Source organism: Halospeciosus flavus (assembly GCF_029814175.1).
GTDB classification, from domain to species: Archaea; Halobacteriota; Halobacteria; order Halobacteriales; family Halobacteriaceae; genus Halospeciosus; species Halospeciosus flavus.
This window is the reverse complement of record NZ_CP122312.1, coordinates 429,031-444,551: the sequence shown is the minus strand read 5'-3', so window position 1 is coordinate 444,551 and position 15,521 is coordinate 429,031. Positions and strand designations below refer to the sequence as shown.

Sequence of the window (15,521 nt, the reverse complement as noted above, 5' to 3'; positions counted from 1 at the left end):
AACCGTCAGAAGACAAAAATCACGGTCTTTGAGTATCTATCCCCCATATTCTCCCACCACGATGTCGAGAAAAATAGGGTGTCGCCTAGGATCTCTCGGTTCCTAGAAGTAGACGCCCTTCTGGAAACTGGTGTAGATGGCCTTCACACCGAGGTAGAGCGTGACGACGACGGCGATGGGGACCACGGTCCGGACCCACCAGAGCCAGACGGTGGTGAAGGACTCTCCGAAGGAACTCCCGCGACCGAGTTCGTCCATCGCCTCCCGGTCGGCGGCCCAGCCGACGAAGAGGGCGAGGAGGAGCACCGCGATGGGGAGCAGGAACTTGAACACGACGTCGTTGTAGAGCGTCAGGTAGTTCGTCCCGAGCGCCGGGAGGAGGCCGACGACGAAGATGACCGTTCCCATCGCGACGGCGGTCGTCGAGCGGCCGTAGCCGTAGTTCTCCGAGACGTAGGCCACCGGCACTTCGAGGAGGCTGATGGAACTGGAGAGCGCCGCGAACAGCAGGACGACGAAGAAGGCGAGGCCGATGATCTGGCCCGCGGGGAGTGCGCCGAACGCGCCGGCGAGAGCGACGAACGCCGTGCCGGGACCGCCGCCCGCACCGCCGGCGCCACCCGTCGCGAAGAGGATGGGGAAGACGACGAACCCAGCCAGGAGCGCGACGATGGTGTTGATGACGACGATGGCGCTCCCGTCGGCCGGGAGACTGTCGTCACGGCCGAGGTAGGAGGCGTAGGCGATCATGACGCTGAACCCGAGCGAGAGGGTGAAGAACGCCTGGCCCATCGCGGCCGGCACGATGGAACCGAAGTTCTTCGCGAGCGTCGAGAAGTCCGGCGAGAGGTAGTAGCTGTAGCCGGCGGCCGCACCGTCGAGCGTCGTCGCCCAGACGGCGAGGCCGACGAGGAGGACGATGATGGCCGGAATCATGAACTTCGTCGCACGCTCGATGCCGTCGGTGACGCCGAACGCGACGATGCCGATGGTGATGGCCATGAAGACCGCGTGTGCGGCGATGGCGGTCGGTCCGGCGGAGACGGCGCCGAAGTAGGCGCCGGGGTCACCGAAGTACGCACCCGTGACGCTGCCGACGATGTAGCTGAGGACCCACCCACCGACGACGCTGTAGAACGCGAGCGTCACGAACGACGAGAACACGCCGATTCCGCCGGTGAACGACCACTGTTCGTAGCCGAGTTTCTTGAACGCGGCGACCGGGTTCTGCTCGCCGCGCCGCCCGATGACGAACTCGATGAGCATCGTCGGGAAGCCGATGAGGAACACCGCGGCCAGGTAGACGACGAGGAACGCCGCCCCGCCGTTCGCCGCGGTCTGGAACGGGAACGACCAGATGTTCCCGAGTCCCACTGCGCTTCCCACGGCGGCGAAGATGAATCCTGCCCTGCTCGTCCAGGTTTCTCGTTCTGCCATAGCTTACCACCGATTTTCTCAACAGCGTGGCTTAAAACACGCGATGTTCGTCCACTCGTCGCCTCGAGAAGCGTCGATTTCTGGAGGTGTGTCTGAAACGTTCGTGTACGACGGTACCGTCGGGCGCTCTCAGAGCGTGTCGCCGTAGACCGGAATCTCGCCGCCGGAGGTGACGTCCGTCGCGTCGGCACAGAGCGACAGCATCACGTCGGCGATGCGTTCGGGTTCGACCCACGCGTCGTGGTCGGCGTCGGGCATCGCCTCGCGGTTGGCCGGCGTGTCGACTACGCTCGGGAGGACGGCGTTCGCCCGTACTCGCCGACGTTCTCGGCGGCAATACTCTCGGTCAGGAGGCGGACGCCGGCCTTCGCCGCGCGGTAGGCCGCGTCGCCCTCGCCGCCTTCGAGTGAAGAGCGGGAGGCGACGGTGACGAGCGACCCCTGTCGGTCCTCGGTGTCGCGGAGGGCCGGAAGCGCGTGTTTGGCCGCGAGGAACGTCGTCGTCAGGTTCACGTCCACCATCGCCTCGAACGTCTCGACGTCCGTCTCGTCGACCGGGTCGCCGCCGGCCCACGACCCCGCGACGGTGAGGAGGTGGTCGACGGTCCCGTGGTCCGCGACGACGGCGTCGACCACTGCACCGGCGTCCGCCTCGTCGGTGAAGTCGCCGGTGTAGAAGTCCCCCGGGAAGTCGTCGGGTTCGGAGCGTGAGGTGCCACAGACGGTCGCACCCGCCTCGGCGAACCGGTCGGCGACGGCGCCGCCGAGTGCCCCGCTCGCGCCCGTAATCAGCACTACCTCACCACTGAAGTCGAAGGAAGCCGACATAGGTAGTGTGGCGTCGGCCGGCGAGAAAAAGGTGGGGTCGGCGGTCAGTTCACGCCCGGACGTCGACGACGAGTTTCCCGAAGAAGCTCTCGTTCAACACGTCGTCCTGGGCCTGTGCGGCCTCTTCGAGCGAGTACGTCTGGTGGATGTCCGGGACGAGTTGGCCGGCGGCCATCAGGTCCGCGAGGTCGTCGAGGACCGCACCCAGGTCGGGGGTGTTGTACATCGACATGAGGTGGAGCGTCATCTCCTTCGCTCGCGCGGCCGCGACATCGTCGAAGCCGGCTTCGGGCTGGGTGTTGCCGATACCGACGACCCGCGCGCCCTGTTCGCACACTGCGGCGTCGAAGTCGAGGTAGTCGTCGAGGCGGTGGTCGAGGATCACGTCCGGACGACCGGCGTCGACGACCTGCTCGGCGAGGTCGTCGGCGCGGTAGTCGAACACCTCGTTCGCCCCGAGTTCGGGGAGGCGTCGGCCCAACTCGGGTGAGGCGGTCGTGAGGACGCGTGCACCGGCCGCGTCCGCGATTTGGACGGCGACGTGGCCGACACCGCCGCTCCCGCCGTGGACGAGGGCGGTCTCTGCGGGTTCGAGGTCGGCGTGGTCGACGAGCGCACGCCAGGCCGTGACGCCGACCAGCGCGACGGCCGCGCCCTCGGGGTAGGTGACGCCCGTCGGGAGACGGGCGAGTTGGTCCGCTCGCGCGAGCGCGTACTCGGCGTAGGTCCCCTGCTGGTCCTTTCCGAGACCGGTCCCGAAGACGCGGTCGCCCTCCTCGAACTCGTCGACGTCCGCGCCGACGGCGTCGACGACGCCCGCCAGGTCCGACCCCGGAATCATCGGGAGTTCGGGTGGCTGGTAGGACCCCTCTCGGAAGTAGGTGTCCACGGGGTTCACGCCCGCCGCCTCGACGGCGACACGGACCTCGTCCTCGTCGGGTTCGGGAGTCGGTACCTCGTCGACCTGGAGTACGTTGGGTCCACCGTGCTCGTGGTAGCGAACTGCGCGCATACGCGGGAAAAAGGCGGGTGAGGGGATAAGTGTGGGCTACTCCGCGCGCAGCGCTTTGAGCGTCATGACGGCCATCGAGGCGAACAAGCAGAGCCCCCACAGGAACATGAGCATCCCGAGTTGGGCCATCCCCGTCACGCCCTGCGCGACGAGCGTGAACGGGAGGAGCCACTGCCCGGCGACGAACCCCCAGACGGCGACGCTCCGGCGCGTACCCGCGACGTCGAAGCGCTCGACGGCGAACCCCGTGACGACGGCGAGGATTCCCAGCACGCCGAAGTGGGCGTGCGCGCCGACGAGTTGGGCGAAGTAGGGCGGCGGGCCGGTGATATGGAAACTCACGTTCATCATCCCCCACAGCATCTGGATCGCGAGTCCGGCGAACCCGGACACCTTCAATACGCGTGACATTCGTTCGCTAAATGACTGTCTCTCGTATAATTGTTGTCTATCGAACAAGAATCTGGGGTTGGAGGTGTGCCAACGGGGACCGTGGTACGAGATACGCAGCCAAATGGACGGCTTTATGCGGAGGCAAGTCACGCTTTCGAACGCAAATGAGGCTCCACGAGTATCAGGCGAAGGAGGTCTTCGCCGACGCCGGGATTCCGACGCCGGAGGCGGAACTGGCGACTTCGGTCGACGAAGTCGTCGCCGTCGCCGAGCGCATCGGCTACCCCGTCGCGGTGAAGGCGCAGGTCCACGTCGGCGGCCGCGGCAAGGCCGGAGGTATCAAACTGGCCGAGGACGTCGAAGAGGCAGAGGACGTCGCCGAGGACATCCTCGGGATGGACCTCAAAGGCTACAAAGTCGACAAGGTCCTCGTCGAGGAGGCCGTCGACTTCGTCGACGAACTCTACGTCGGCATCACGCTCGACCGCGGCGAGGGCAAGCCCGTCGCGATGGTCTCCACCGAGGGCGGCGTCAACATCGAAGAGGTCGCCGAGGAGAACCCCGAGGCCATCGCCCGCGAGCACATCGACCCCGCCTTCGGGCTGCACGCCTACCAGGCACGGAAGGTCGTCTACGACGCGGGCGTCCCCCGCGAACTCGCCCGCGACGTCTCGTCCGTCCTGCAGACCCTCTACGATCTCTGGGAGTCGAACGACGCCTCCGACGCCGAGATCAACCCGCTGATGGTCACGAGCGACGACGACGTCGTCGCGGCGGACGCCGTCCTCAACATCGACGAGGACGCGCTCTTCCGTCACCCGGACCTCGCGGAGATGGAAGAGGAGGCCGCCGAGGACGAACTCGAAGCCAAGGCCAACGAGTACGGCTTCGACTACGTCCGTCTCGACGGGAACGTCGGCATCATCGGCAACGGCGCCGGTCTCGTCATGACCACCCTCGACCTCGTCGACTACTACGGCGGCGAACCCGCCAACTTCCTCGACATCGGCGGCGGAGCCAAGGCCGAGCGCGTCACGAACGCCCTCGACATGGTGTTCTCCGACGAGAACGTCGACGCCGTCGTCTTCAACATCTTCGGCGGTATCACCCGTGGTGACGAGGTGGCCAAGGGCATCAACGAGGCCCTCGAACAGTTCGACGAGATTCCCAAGAAGGTCGTCGTCCGCCTCGCCGGCACCAACGCCGAGGAGGGACGCGAAATCCTCAACGACGAACTCGTCACCGTCGAAGAGACCCTCGAAGGCGCCGTCCAGCGCGCCGTCGAATACGCTGAGGAGGCTGAATAACCATGAGTATCCTAGTTGACGAAGACACTCGCGTCGTGGTACAGGGTATCACTGGCGGCGAGGGCAAGTTCCACACCGAACAGATGATGGAGTACGGGACGAACGTCGTCGCCGGCGCGGTCCCCGGTAAAGGCGGCCAGGAGGTCGCCGGCGTCCCGGTCTACGACACGGTCCACCAGGCCGTCGACGAAGAGGACGCCGACGCGTCCGTCGTGTTCGTCCCGCCGGCGTTCGCCGGCGACGCCATCTTCGAGGCGCTCGACACGGACCTCGACCTCGTCGTCGCCATCACCGAGGGCATCCCGACCCAGGACATGGCCAAGGTGAACAAGCGACTCTCCGAGGTCGACACCCGCCTGCAGGGCCCGAACTGCCCCGGCATCATCACGCCCGGCGAGGCGAAACTCGGCATCCTCCCCGGCAACATCTTCGAATCCGGGAAGGTCGGTCTCGTCTCCCGCTCGGGGACCCTCACCTACCAGGTCGTCGACTCGCTCACCTCCCGCGGCATCGGTCAGACCACCGCCATCGGTATCGGCGGCGACCCCATCATCGGGACGGACTTCATCGACGCCCTCGAACTCTTCGAGGAGGACGACGAGACCGAAGCCGTCGTCATGTGCGGTGAGATCGGCGGCGAAGACGAAGAGGAGGCCGCCGCCTTCATCGGCGAGCACATGGACACGCCCGTGGCAGGCTTCATCGCCGGCCGCACGGCCCCGCCCGGAAAGCGCATGGGCCACGCCGGCGCTATCGTCTCCGGGAGCGGGACGGGCACGGCGCAGTCCAAGATCGACGCCCTCAACGAGGCGGGCGTTCCTGTCGGCGACACCCCCGAGGAAGTCGTCGACCACATCGAGGACCTGCTGTAGAAACAAGCCCTCGCGGCGACCCTCCACGAAGGGTCGCCGCTCGTGTCACGGTTACACCGTGACATGGTTCGAAAGACGCCCCAAGCGTCTTTCGTCATAACGAGAGATTCTCTCGCGTACACTTCGTGAGACGCGACGCGTCTCACGGCGGCCCTCGGATATTCTTCCGAAAATCTCCGATTTTTGGCGTCTGGCGAAGTCTCCGACTTCGCCGACATCGCGAACCCGGAGGGTTCGCTCAGTCTCGAAAGAGTCGTTCGAAAGACGCCATAGGTGTCTTTCGTGACCACGAGAGAGCTTCGCTCTTTCGGTGACCGCCAGGGCGCGCCCTCCCGGGCGCTCAATAGGGCGTTACTACGTCACTGAACCCGTCGAAGCCGGGTTGGACGTGCACGGACGGCTAACGGCCAACGTACCATTGAGGATTCTTTTGACCGTTCCTGTCGAAATACTCACCCAGGAACAAGAGCGAGAAACTCACCGTGAGGTAGGATGCGTCTGTACTGAACGCGTCTCTTAGCTCATTCTAATGGTTGTGCGTAGTCGACTTGTTTCGGTCGAAAACCCGTGTCGCGGTAGAATCGGCGCGCGTCCTCGTTTTCCCACTCGCAAGAAACCTTGAGATGGTCGCAGCCTCGCTCGCGAGCCAGCTCTTTCACATGCTCGACAACTTCCGTGCCGTGACCCTGATTCCGGTGGCCTTCGTCGATAGCGAGGTCAACGATACGGAGGTACTGTGAATACTGCCGAGATGGGTGGTGTCCCTCGTGGAGCGTGACATACCCGATCGTCTCGCCGTCGTGGACGAGGAGATAGACGGTAGTGTCCTCGTCATCGAGGAGAGCGCGGAAGCCATCCGTCTTTAGCTAAGCCAGAAACCGCGTGACGGCAGCGGCTTATCGAGGCTACTTTTTGAGAGGAATGAGGAGGCAACCGCTGTGCACACAGAAGCCTCCTCATCGAGAATTATGCGTCGGCTCACTACACTGTTTCCCTCTGAGTTCCTCGAAGAGCACGCCGAGGAACTCGGCGTGGTCGAACGCAACAGGAAAACACAGATGCCCGCCCTCGTGTGGTCGTTCGTGTTCGGCTTCGCCGCAGGCGAGAGCCGAACACTCGCTGGCTTCCGTCGCAGCTACAACGCTACCGCCGATGAACCGCTCTCTCCCGGTGGATTCTATCAGCGGTTGACGCCGACGTTTGCGGAGTATCTGCGCGACCTCGTCGAGCGCGGCCTCGACGAGGTCGCTGTTCCCAACGCTGTTGACGCTGATATTGACCGATTCAGAGACGTGATGATCGCCGATGGAACGGTGTTGCGGTTGCACGAGTTCCTCTCTGATGAGTTCCAAGCCCGTCACGAGGAGCAGGCTGGAGCGAAGCTCCACCTGCTCCACAACGCCACCGATGAGACGATCGAACGACTCGACGTAACGGACGAGAAAACGCACGACAGCACGCTGTTCAAGACGGGTTCGTGGCTGCAAGGACGACTGGTTCTACTCGATCTAGCGTACTTCAAGTACCGCCGGTTCGCGTTAATCGACGAGAACGACGGCTACTTCGTGAGTCGGCTGAAGCAGAGCGCGAACCCGGTGATAACAGAGGAATTACGGGAATGGCGCGGCCGCGCCATTCCCTTGGAGGGCAAGCAAATCCACGATGTAGTCGATGATCTCTCGCGGAAGTACATCGACGTCGAGGTCGAAGCGGAGTTCAAGCGAGGCCAGTACAACGGAACGCAGTCACTGGATACGAAGCGATTCCGCGTCGTCGGCGTCCGCGATTCGGACGCCGACGACTACCATCTGTACATCACGAACTTGTCGCGGGATGAGTTCTTCCCGGCGGATTTAGCAACGCTGTATCGGTGTCGGTGGGAGGTAGAAACGCTGTTTCGTGAACTGAAGACGCAGTACGAGTTGGACGAGTTCGACACAAGCGACCCGGATATCGTGAAGATTCTGCTGTATGCGGCGTTGCTGTCGCTGTTGGTGAGTCGTGAGCTGTTGGATCTGGTGACCGAGCAGGCTGATGAGGAGATCGTGTTTCCGCCGGAACGCTGGGCGGCGACCTTCCGGTCGCACGCCCAGCTCATCCTCCACGAACTCGGAGAGTACCTCGGCTACTCGCCACCGCCGCTGTTGGAGCGACTGATCGAGGATGCACAGAAGATCCATCAGCAACGACCGGTCTTACAGGAGACGCTCGCTACCGCTACACAACCGAGGTGTGAGTCTTAGCTAAAGACGAATGGTCTGATTGCTTTGGGCGGGCAGGCCGCCATCGCAGGATGAGTCGGAACCGCTCTCTTTCCGACTGATTCCTATCTCTAGATTTGGCTGCCTGCCACTTGAAATATCGGATTGGAAAATCTCAATTCGGGGATCGAACAGTGCCTGCTCCCCAAGTGTCGGATTCATCCTGGCCCTAAAGGGCCAGGTATTCTCCTTGCCTTCGTATAATGGGTAGTGTTCAGATACGCTGACTTCACAGATACTGGGCGACAAACTCCCGGTGTTCGGCGGCGCGGGTATCGCGCTCCGCTGGGGTAGCGTCCTGGTACCAGAGTGGGAGACACGCCATCGCGTCGAGGCGAGCCACGAGCCGGTAGACGTGCATCCGTTCGCGTGTTTCGTCGTCGAATACCCACTCATCCCGACGCTCCTCGTAGGCCTCACGGAAGCGCTTGCGCAGTGTAGCTGTCCGGTGTGCGCTGTCCGTCTCGGGAGTGAGGAGATTGGCCTCGACTTTTGCGAGGTTGTAGGCCGGATCGGCGGCCGAGAGATTCGCCCAGTCGAGAACCGCCTGTGCGTCGCCGGTTTCGGGATCGACCAGAAGGTTGCCGTAGCGGTAGTCCCAGAAGTTGTAGGTCGGTGGATCCGGCTCCGGAAGTGCGGGGATCGTTTCGCGAACGTAGTCACGAAGTGCGGGGACGAGGTCCACGAATCGCTCCGGATCGTCGGCGAGGTCCGCGAAGAACCCGCCGTCGAGGAGACTGTCGAGTGTGTCCTCGACGTCATTGAGCAATATCGTACGGAAATCGGCGTATTTGGAGTGGGTGTCGGTGTCGAGAACCGTGAGTGAGTCGTCTTCGACGCCGATCTGGCCATAGCCGGAGAGCGGGCCCAGTTGGTGGAGGTCGGCGAGGTTCGTGCCCGCCTCGCGAAGGATGGTCTCGCGTGCCGACGGCGAGAGGTCGTCGACGCGTCCCTCGAAATTCTCTCCGTCGACATACGCCATGAGGGTTGTGTGACTGTTACAGAATCTAGTATCTATAAGTAGCTATCAGTAGTAAATAGTAACATCAGAATGCCACGGTCGTACTCGATTGGCGAGTTCGCGGATGAACTCGGTGTCCACCCCCAGACCGTGAAACGCTGGTGCCGTAACGGCGACCTTGACTACACCCGAACACCGGGCGGTGAACGACGGATTCCACACCGAGAACTCCGCCGACTTGCAGGCGATACTCGCCCAACAGACCGCGTTGCCCTCTACGCTCGCGTCTCAACCCACGGCCAGAAAGACAACGGCGACCTTGACCGCCAACTCGACCAACTCACAGACTACGCCCACGACCACGGTTGGACCGTCGAAAACACCTACACCGACGTTGGCAGTGGCCTCAACGAAGACCGCCGTGGCCTCAACTCCCTCCTCGATGACGTCCAGGACGCCGACTACGGACGCGTCCTCCTCACCTACGAAGACCGACTCACCCGCTTTGGCTTCTCGTATCTCGAACGGTACTTCGACTGTTACGGCGTTACAGTCACCGTCATCGAAGACGAGACGGATAAATCTGCACAGGAAGAACTCGTTGATGACCTCATCAACCTCGTCGCCAGCTTCAGCGGCAAACTCTACGGAATGCGCTCCAACAAAACACAACAGGTCGTCAACACCGTCGAATCCGAGGTGAAACCTGATGAGTGACCACCTCTCGCTCCCAATCCGTTTGCCAGACGAGGACGCCGAACGATTCGAGCGACTGGCAACACTCACACAACGTGTTGCTACTCACGTCCTCGAAGACCACTGGACGCCGGCCCACCTCAACGGGATTGCTGACTCCTCCCATCAGGCGTGGAAATACTTCGATGAACACGAACCGTTCGAAGAACGTGACCCGTATCTCCCCTCGCGGTTTCGACGGTGCATCTTGCAGAAAGTCGGTGAAACGCTTCGGAGTCACGCTGACCGCCGAGACGCCTTCCAATCCATCCGAGACGTACTTCCTGACCACAAAATCCGACGCATCCACCGTCGTCACATCAAAGACCAACTCTGGGATGACGGTGACTACCTCTCGTCAGGCTACGTGGACATCCTCATCGACCAACTCAACAGTTACTACGACCGTCACGGGGTATATCCAGACACGTATCTTGAGATGCAGGACTGCCCCGAGTATGACAACGGCGTGCTCCCGTTCTCTGCGGACGACGGCCCAACCAGCGGGCAAGCTGTCAAATACCAGTACGACAGCGACACCGAGACGCTGACCATCCGACTCAAAACACCGGACACACTGTCGCCGGAGACACGAGGTGACTGGTCGTGGACGGAGTACGAGCGCGACGGCTACGAGGCGTTCCATGACCTGCTCACCCACGGCGATCTCTCGGCTCCCGAGTTTCAGCCCGCGCGTCGCAAAACCGGTGACGCCTACTACGAACTGTCCTTTCCCGTCGAAGTCGAACACGCAGAGCCGACTAACGACGCTGACTGCGTGCTGGCGCTCGACGCCGGGATGCGAAAAGACATGACTGCCGTAGTGGTCACTGACGACGGCGAACAACTGTCTACGCCACAGTTCATCCAGTTCACTGACCGCGAGAAGTGCGACGACTTCACCGCGAACGAACCCGCCTGAACGACCGTCTGTCAGCGTTGCGCCGCGATGGTCGCGCTCACACTGACGAGTTCGTGCATATCCAGAGTGAATACGAACGGGTGAACAACAAGATTCGACACAAGCGCGAGCAACTGACACACGATGTAGCCAACCAAGTCCTCGCACTCGCACTCCTGTACGACGTGGACGCGATTGTTCACGAGGACTTGCGCTCGCTGTCACCACCGAGCGATGAAGGCACGTTGTCGTGGGAGTTGTCGTCGTGGGCGCGGCGGGACATAATCGAGAACATCAAGTATCGGGCAGAGTGTGCTGGCATCGGTGTCGAGCGAGTCTATCCAGAGGGGACGAGTCGGTCATGCCCCCGGTGTGGGTCGGCCGGTCACACCTGTAAGTCGCCCGACCATCATTAGGAACTGTGGTGGGGTGGCCATTTCCGGTGTGATAACGCACGGTGTAGCTTTGAGGGTGACCGCGACTACATCGGGGCACTGAACGTGGCTCGCGTGTTCTTCAGCGAAACGGACGAGCTAGACCACGGTTTCACGTCCTCCTATATGGGGGATTCCGAAATCGTGCTATAGTAATCCCCAGAAGTATCTGCTCACATCTCTCACCAGATCGTCGAGAACTAACGAGACACACCAGTCTTCGGCAGGTGCCACTACAAAGACTTCTGAATTCTACTATAGCTGGCCGTTCCGCTGGCACGCGGCTCACGTTCGGGACTGGGATCGTTGCCTACGAACCCGAACAGGCAGGGGCGACCGCTGGTGGTGGGTCGGCTGTCATAGCGCCCGCTGTCGCCCTGCCCGAGTCGAACGCGGATAGTAGCGATGGACGTGGCCCAGCCGTCCAACAGTGTACCCGTTTCTTACGGTGTACTACTGAAAGCTACTGAAAGTCGGAACGGTGAACGGTGCGGGATACTCGGGGTGGGCATCGCAGCTCCCATACACTGTCGGGACCGGAATCGAAGTTTCGTTGTCGAGGAGGGTGAGGAGGCGTGGTTCCGCCCGTGCAACGACGGGGTCGACGAGGTCGGCTGTCGTCGCCTTCAGTACCGCCTGCTTGGGGCCAGCCGGCGTACGAATGTCGAGGATCGCGACGAAGTCCGTGCCGTGTGGTGCCCGCTCGATCGTCTCGACGTGCCACGCCGGACGGAGGTTGTCGACCATCCCCCGGACGCTCGCGTCGGCGACGGCTGGGTCGGCCATACTGGCGCTACTGGAGGGGGGCCAAGAAGTGTTCGGGTGGTGTGTGGATCGCGACGGCCGAATTCTTCTGATGGGAAGGGACTACCCCTCCATACCACCAAAGGAGAGTCCGCCCTCAATGTAGCGCTGGGCGAACAGGTAGATGACGACAATTGGTGACGCGAAGATGAGCGCGAATGCCGCGAAGCGAGCCCACGGGATGGAGTACTCGTTGACGAGCGCGTACAGGCCCACAGGGAGCGTGTAGTTGTCCGTCGAGAGCAAGGTCTGAGCGACGACAAACTCCGTCCATCCGGTGAGGAACGTGAAGATGAACACAGTCGCGAGACCCGCAGTTGAGAGTGGAAGGATCACCTCCGTGACAACCTTCCACGGTGGAGCACCATCGACGACCGCGGCCTCCTCGTAGGAGACCGGGATGCCATCCATATAGGTCTTCAACAGCCAGGTGTTGAAGGGCACAGCGGTCGCTGCGTAGTAGGCAGCGAGTGCGAGCTTGTTGTTGTTCAGGCCAACCTGCACGAACATGGCGTACAGTGCGATGAGCGCCGCGATTCCGAGTCCACCACCCACCTGCGTGAATAGAACGTATCCGAAGAGGAGTTTCCGACGGAAGATGAACTCACGACGCGAGAGCGCATACGCGCCCGGAACGATGAGGCACATCGCGAGGATGACCGTCGGGATGGCGACTGTGAGGCTGTTCCAAAGGTATTTCTTGAAGTCCGAGGGATTTTCGACGCCATACTGACTGACGTCGAGGAGTTGGACCTCTGGAGTGTTGAACACAACCACGAGGTCGGTGAGCGGGATCGAGACAGAGACGACATATCCGGGAATTCCGAGATTGCCGATAACCCACAAGATCGGCTTCAGTGACGGCTCTTGGGGTAAGAGGTGGAATCCCCCCGATGCGTAGATGGACCCGCCAGTTCCCGAGAATGCAGAGAGAAGGATCCAATAAATCGGGAAGAGTAACGCCATGACCAGGACGACAGCGCCGGTTGTCGAGAGGAGCGTCCGGGCGAGGCGGCGTGCAGGGATCTCGCCGTGATACACACCACGGGCGGTGTAGTGGATGTTACGGGCAGTTTGTCCGGGTGTCTTCGCGATACGGACGACGTCCTCCGTAACGCTCCGGCGGATCGAGCGGAGCAGGCTCATCCGTCCACCCCGTCGGCGAGACGTCCCTTCTTCACGTTCACCCACATAAACATGCCAATGAACAACACTGTGATGACCATGATAGCGGCACCTTGACCGTATTCGGAGAGCGCGAATGCCTCACGGAATCCGTATACGATGAGGAGTTCGTTCGTGCGGCCAGGGCCCCCCTCGTTGAACACGTACGGAATGAGGAATTGCTGGAAGGATGCAGCTGCCGTGAGGATCGATGCAAACAGCACTGGTCGTTTGATGCTGGGGAGTGTAATGTGCCGAAGGCGGGCGAAGTAGCCAGCTCCATCGACCTTCGCGGCGTCGTGTAGGTTCTCGTCGACGTCTTGGAGCGCACTCACGGTGATGATGACCATAAACGGATATGCGAGCCACATCTCCGTGATGTTATACGCGAAGAACGCGAGCCAGCGTTGTTGGAGCCACGCGACCGACTCGAAGCCGAGCGCACCGAGTAGTTGGTTAGCAAGGCCGAACTGAGCAGACGTGAAGATCCCACGCCAGACAGTGACCGTGAAGATGGCGGGAAGCCCCATCGGGAGGATGATGAGCGCGCGCATCCAGCGTTTCCCGCGGACGTGCTTGCCGGTAACGACGAGTGCGGTGAGGAGACCGAGACCAATCTTCAACACGACGCTCGTTGCGACGTATAGCCAGGTGGTGGCAAAGGAGTTCCAAAATGCCCCGTCTGTGAGGACGGAGACATAGTTACGGATGCCGACGAACGTTGCATCCCCGAAGGTGAGGAAGCTTCCCCCAGTGAAGAGGTTCGCAGGGCTGGCGTTCGTGAATGAAATCCCGATGAGGTAGAGCATCGGGAAGAACATGAACGCGGAGAAGAAGAACAGCCCTGGAAGAACGAGGAGGAGCGATACGTCTCTCCGTTCGACGAGCGGGGAGTCCTCAAACCGCTGGCTGATTCGGGAAACCGTGCTCATTGCCCTAGCTTTCCCACCGTGAGCGGATTGTCTCCTCAGCACCTGCCATGGCGCTCTCCATGGACTCGTCGCCGTTGAGCGCAGTCTTGAACGCGTTCTTCACGGGGTCCCAGACGGCTTTCACCTTCGGGTGAGTGGGCATCGGGATCCCCTGGCGAGCGGCTTCAGAGAACCCTTTGACGTTCGCAGGGAGCTCGTCGCTGCCCGCGAGATCCTCGTGGACTGGGATGAAGCCGTGTTTCTCTGCGATCTCGAGGAGGAGATCGGTGTTCGTAGCGTACCACTCGATGAACGAGCGGGCAGCATTCGTTGCTGGCGTATCCTTCTGCATCTTCTTGGAGAAGTACCAGAGCTGGATGCCCGTGTAGGGAGTTGGAGTGCCACCGTCGGGTGTAGGAAGTTCAGCGACGCCGAAGTCGAGATTCTTCTCGCGAAGGGTAGCGAGGTACCAGGGGCCGTTGATGGCGAGGGGAGCGTTCCCGGTGGAGAAGACAGATGCCTGTGGGCCGTACGTGGTGTCCTCAGGCATGTACTTCGTGAAGGTGTCCGCGACGAGATTGAACCCCTTGATGGTCTCGGGTTTGGAGAGGCCGAGCATGGGGTCCTTGTCAGGATCGAAGTAGTAGCCACCGTACGCCTGTGCCCAGCCGCTGATGAAGTACGGAGTGAGGGGATAACTGAGGCCGTAGGTACCGTTGGCTGGATCGTGGTGTTCGGACATGATGTCCACCATTTCGGACACCGTCTTGGGCGGAGAGTCGACGTATTCCTTGTTGTAGAGGAGAGCGACAGTCTCTGCGGATGTGGGGAGTCCGAGGGTGGCCCCGTCGAACTGGACGGCTTGCGCGGCGGCGTCCGTGAACGTATCAAGGCTGACGTCGAGTTTCCCACTCTGGTCAGCGAGGAAGCCGCTCTGGTAATAGTCGCCAATCCAGTCGTGTGCCCACTCGAACGTGTGGGGTCCTTGACCAGCGGGGATGGCACTGGAAGTCTTCTTCCCGAGATCAGAGATGTCGGACATTTCCAGCGTATGGGGTGACTGACCATTGAATTGGTCGATGTTCTGTTTGATGGACTTCTCCTCGGCAGACGGACGGGCGACCCACGCGGTGGCCTTTCCACCCTCGATGGTGCTAGTGGTGTCGGCGCCGTCGGAGCCGCCGCCACCGCCCGCGGCCGTGGTTGTGGCCTGTTTCTGGACGCTAGCACAGCCAGCGATGGCCGCAAGAACGCCTGCGCTGCCGAATTTCCGGAGCATCGATCTGCGATCCATTGTCATGGGCAACGTTGAATAAATTATTCATCACAGATTTAAATCTACCGGAGAATCTAATTTTCAGCAGTTGGGGTCGCTAGGTGAAGGGTGCCGGTATGAAGGCGATCCCCGGCCCGTCCGTGAGTCGAACTCTTCAGCAGTACCATGTCGCATGATAACTACCTATATAGAATTAGCGGTGCGGGAAGAAAATCAATGACGAAAT

General features: G+C 61.6%; 14 protein-coding genes and 2 pseudogenes. 6 read left to right on the top strand and 10 right to left on the bottom strand.

Annotated elements, in window-relative coordinates; genetic code table 11:
- Positions 1-102: 102 nt before the first annotated feature.
- The 4 genes and pseudogenes from P0Y33_RS02075 to P0Y33_RS02055 form a co-directional block, all read right to left on the bottom strand.
- Positions 103-1,437 carry a sodium-dependent transporter gene (locus P0Y33_RS02075; protein ID WP_279528912.1) on the bottom strand — a complete coding sequence of 445 codons (1,335 nt, stop codon included), beginning with the start codon at positions 1,435-1,437 and terminating at the stop codon, positions 103-105.
- Positions 1,438-1,566: 129 nt separating this feature from the next.
- Positions 1,567-2,264, bottom strand: a pseudogene (locus P0Y33_RS02065) (SDR family NAD(P)-dependent oxidoreductase).
- 49 nt (positions 2,265-2,313) lie between these two features.
- Positions 2,314-3,276: an NADPH:quinone reductase gene (locus P0Y33_RS02060; RefSeq protein WP_279528909.1), complete on the bottom strand. Its 963-nt coding sequence runs from the start codon at positions 3,274-3,276 to the stop codon at positions 2,314-2,316.
- Between the two features lie 36 nt (positions 3,277-3,312).
- Positions 3,313-3,687, bottom strand: coding sequence for a hypothetical protein (locus tag P0Y33_RS02055; protein ID WP_279528908.1), 375 nt, complete (start codon positions 3,685-3,687; stop codon positions 3,313-3,315).
- A gap of 146 nt (positions 3,688-3,833) precedes the next feature.
- Here P0Y33_RS02055 and sucC point away from each other — a divergent pair, with 146 nt between their 5' ends.
- Positions 3,834-4,976 carry an ADP-forming succinate--CoA ligase subunit beta gene (sucC, locus tag P0Y33_RS02050; protein ID WP_279528907.1) on the top strand — a complete coding sequence of 381 codons (1,143 nt, stop codon included), beginning with the start codon at positions 3,834-3,836 and terminating at the stop codon, positions 4,974-4,976.
- 2 nt (positions 4,977-4,978) lie between these two features.
- Complete coding sequence (gene sucD, locus P0Y33_RS02045) at positions 4,979-5,848, top strand: succinate--CoA ligase subunit alpha (RefSeq protein WP_279528906.1); 870 nt, start codon at positions 4,979-4,981, stop codon at positions 5,846-5,848.
- 521 nt (positions 5,849-6,369) lie between these two features.
- Here sucD and P0Y33_RS19080 read toward each other — a convergent pair.
- Positions 6,370-6,705: pseudogene (locus P0Y33_RS19080) on the bottom strand (GNAT family N-acetyltransferase); the annotation flags it as partial.
- Positions 6,706-6,816: 111 nt separating this feature from the next.
- Here P0Y33_RS19080 and P0Y33_RS02035 point away from each other — a divergent pair.
- Complete coding sequence (locus P0Y33_RS02035; RefSeq protein ID WP_279527460.1) at positions 6,817-8,091, top strand: IS4 family transposase; 1,275 nt, start codon at positions 6,817-6,819, stop codon at positions 8,089-8,091.
- Between the two features lie 247 nt (positions 8,092-8,338).
- Here the strand turns inward: P0Y33_RS02035 and P0Y33_RS02030 are convergent, their stop codons facing one another.
- Positions 8,339-9,091, bottom strand: coding sequence for a phosphotransferase family protein (locus P0Y33_RS02030; RefSeq protein ID WP_279528905.1), 753 nt, complete (start codon positions 9,089-9,091; stop codon positions 8,339-8,341).
- Between the two features lie 69 nt (positions 9,092-9,160).
- On the opposite strand from P0Y33_RS02030, the gene P0Y33_RS02025 reads away from it, so the two are divergent.
- The 3 genes from P0Y33_RS02025 (at position 9,161) to P0Y33_RS19075 (ending at position 11,122) form a co-directional block, all read left to right on the top strand.
- Positions 9,161-9,787: an IS607 family transposase gene (locus P0Y33_RS02025; protein ID WP_279528904.1), complete on the top strand. Its 627-nt coding sequence runs from the start codon at positions 9,161-9,163 to the stop codon at positions 9,785-9,787.
- A 385-nt stretch (positions 9,788-10,172) separates the two neighbouring features.
- Positions 10,173-10,727: a hypothetical protein gene (locus tag P0Y33_RS02020; protein ID WP_279528903.1), complete on the top strand. Its 555-nt coding sequence runs from the start codon at positions 10,173-10,175 to the stop codon at positions 10,725-10,727.
- A complete protein-coding gene (locus P0Y33_RS19075; RefSeq protein ID WP_321170505.1) occupies positions 10,694-11,122 on the top strand; it encodes an IS200/IS605 family accessory protein TnpB-related protein in 429 nt (142 codons plus the stop codon). Before P0Y33_RS02020 ends, P0Y33_RS19075 begins: the two co-directional genes overlap by 34 nt.
- A 471-nt stretch (positions 11,123-11,593) precedes the next feature.
- Here the strand turns inward: P0Y33_RS19075 and P0Y33_RS02010 are convergent, their stop codons facing one another.
- The 4 genes from P0Y33_RS02010 to P0Y33_RS01995 all read right to left on the bottom strand — a co-directional run bounded on the left by P0Y33_RS02010 (position 11,594) and on the right by P0Y33_RS01995 (position 15,298).
- Positions 11,594-11,926: a phosphotransferase family protein gene (locus P0Y33_RS02010; RefSeq protein WP_279528902.1), complete on the bottom strand. Its 333-nt coding sequence runs from the start codon at positions 11,924-11,926 to the stop codon at positions 11,594-11,596.
- Positions 11,927-12,007: 81 nt separating this feature from the next.
- On the bottom strand, positions 12,008-13,090 hold the full coding sequence (locus P0Y33_RS02005) for a sugar ABC transporter permease (protein WP_279528901.1): 1,083 nt from the start codon (positions 13,088-13,090) through the stop codon (positions 12,008-12,010).
- Positions 13,087-14,040, bottom strand: a complete 954-nt coding sequence (locus P0Y33_RS02000; RefSeq protein ID WP_279528900.1) for a carbohydrate ABC transporter permease — start codon at positions 14,038-14,040, stop codon at positions 13,087-13,089. The genes P0Y33_RS02005 and P0Y33_RS02000 overlap by 4 nt, the downstream gene beginning before the upstream one ends.
- A gap of 4 nt (positions 14,041-14,044) precedes the next feature.
- A complete protein-coding gene (locus P0Y33_RS01995) occupies positions 14,045-15,298 on the bottom strand; it encodes an extracellular solute-binding protein (protein ID WP_279528899.1) in 1,254 nt (417 codons plus the stop codon).
- Positions 15,299-15,521: the final 223 nt, after the last annotated feature.

Excerpts from the sequence above, each read along its gene's own strand:
- P0Y33_RS02075 (WP_279528912.1), bottom strand. The coding sequence starts at position 1,437 with ATGGCAGAACGAGAAACCTGGACGAGCAGGGCAGGATTCATCTTCGCC.
- P0Y33_RS02060 (WP_279528909.1), bottom strand. The coding sequence starts at position 3,276 with ATGCGCGCAGTTCGCTACCACGAGCACGGTGGACCCAACGTACTCCAG.
- P0Y33_RS02055 (WP_279528908.1), bottom strand. The coding sequence starts at position 3,687 with ATGTCACGCGTATTGAAGGTGTCCGGGTTCGCCGGACTCGCGATCCAG.
- sucC (WP_279528907.1), top strand. The coding sequence starts at position 3,834 with ATGAGGCTCCACGAGTATCAGGCGAAGGAGGTCTTCGCCGACGCCGGG.
- sucD (WP_279528906.1), top strand. The coding sequence starts at position 4,979 with ATGAGTATCCTAGTTGACGAAGACACTCGCGTCGTGGTACAGGGTATC.
- P0Y33_RS02035 (WP_279527460.1), top strand. The coding sequence starts at position 6,817 with ATGCGTCGGCTCACTACACTGTTTCCCTCTGAGTTCCTCGAAGAGCAC.
- P0Y33_RS02030 (WP_279528905.1), bottom strand. The coding sequence starts at position 9,091 with ATGGCGTATGTCGACGGAGAGAATTTCGAGGGACGCGTCGACGACCTC.
- P0Y33_RS02025 (WP_279528904.1), top strand. The coding sequence starts at position 9,161 with ATGCCACGGTCGTACTCGATTGGCGAGTTCGCGGATGAACTCGGTGTC.
- P0Y33_RS02010 (WP_279528902.1), bottom strand. The coding sequence starts at position 11,926 with ATGGCCGACCCAGCCGTCGCCGACGCGAGCGTCCGGGGGATGGTCGAC.
- P0Y33_RS02005 (WP_279528901.1), bottom strand. The coding sequence starts at position 13,090 with ATGAGCCTGCTCCGCTCGATCCGCCGGAGCGTTACGGAGGACGTCGTC.
- P0Y33_RS02000 (WP_279528900.1), bottom strand. The coding sequence starts at position 14,040 with ATGAGCACGGTTTCCCGAATCAGCCAGCGGTTTGAGGACTCCCCGCTC.
- P0Y33_RS01995 (WP_279528899.1), bottom strand. The coding sequence starts at position 15,298 with ATGCTCCGGAAATTCGGCAGCGCAGGCGTTCTTGCGGCCATCGCTGGC.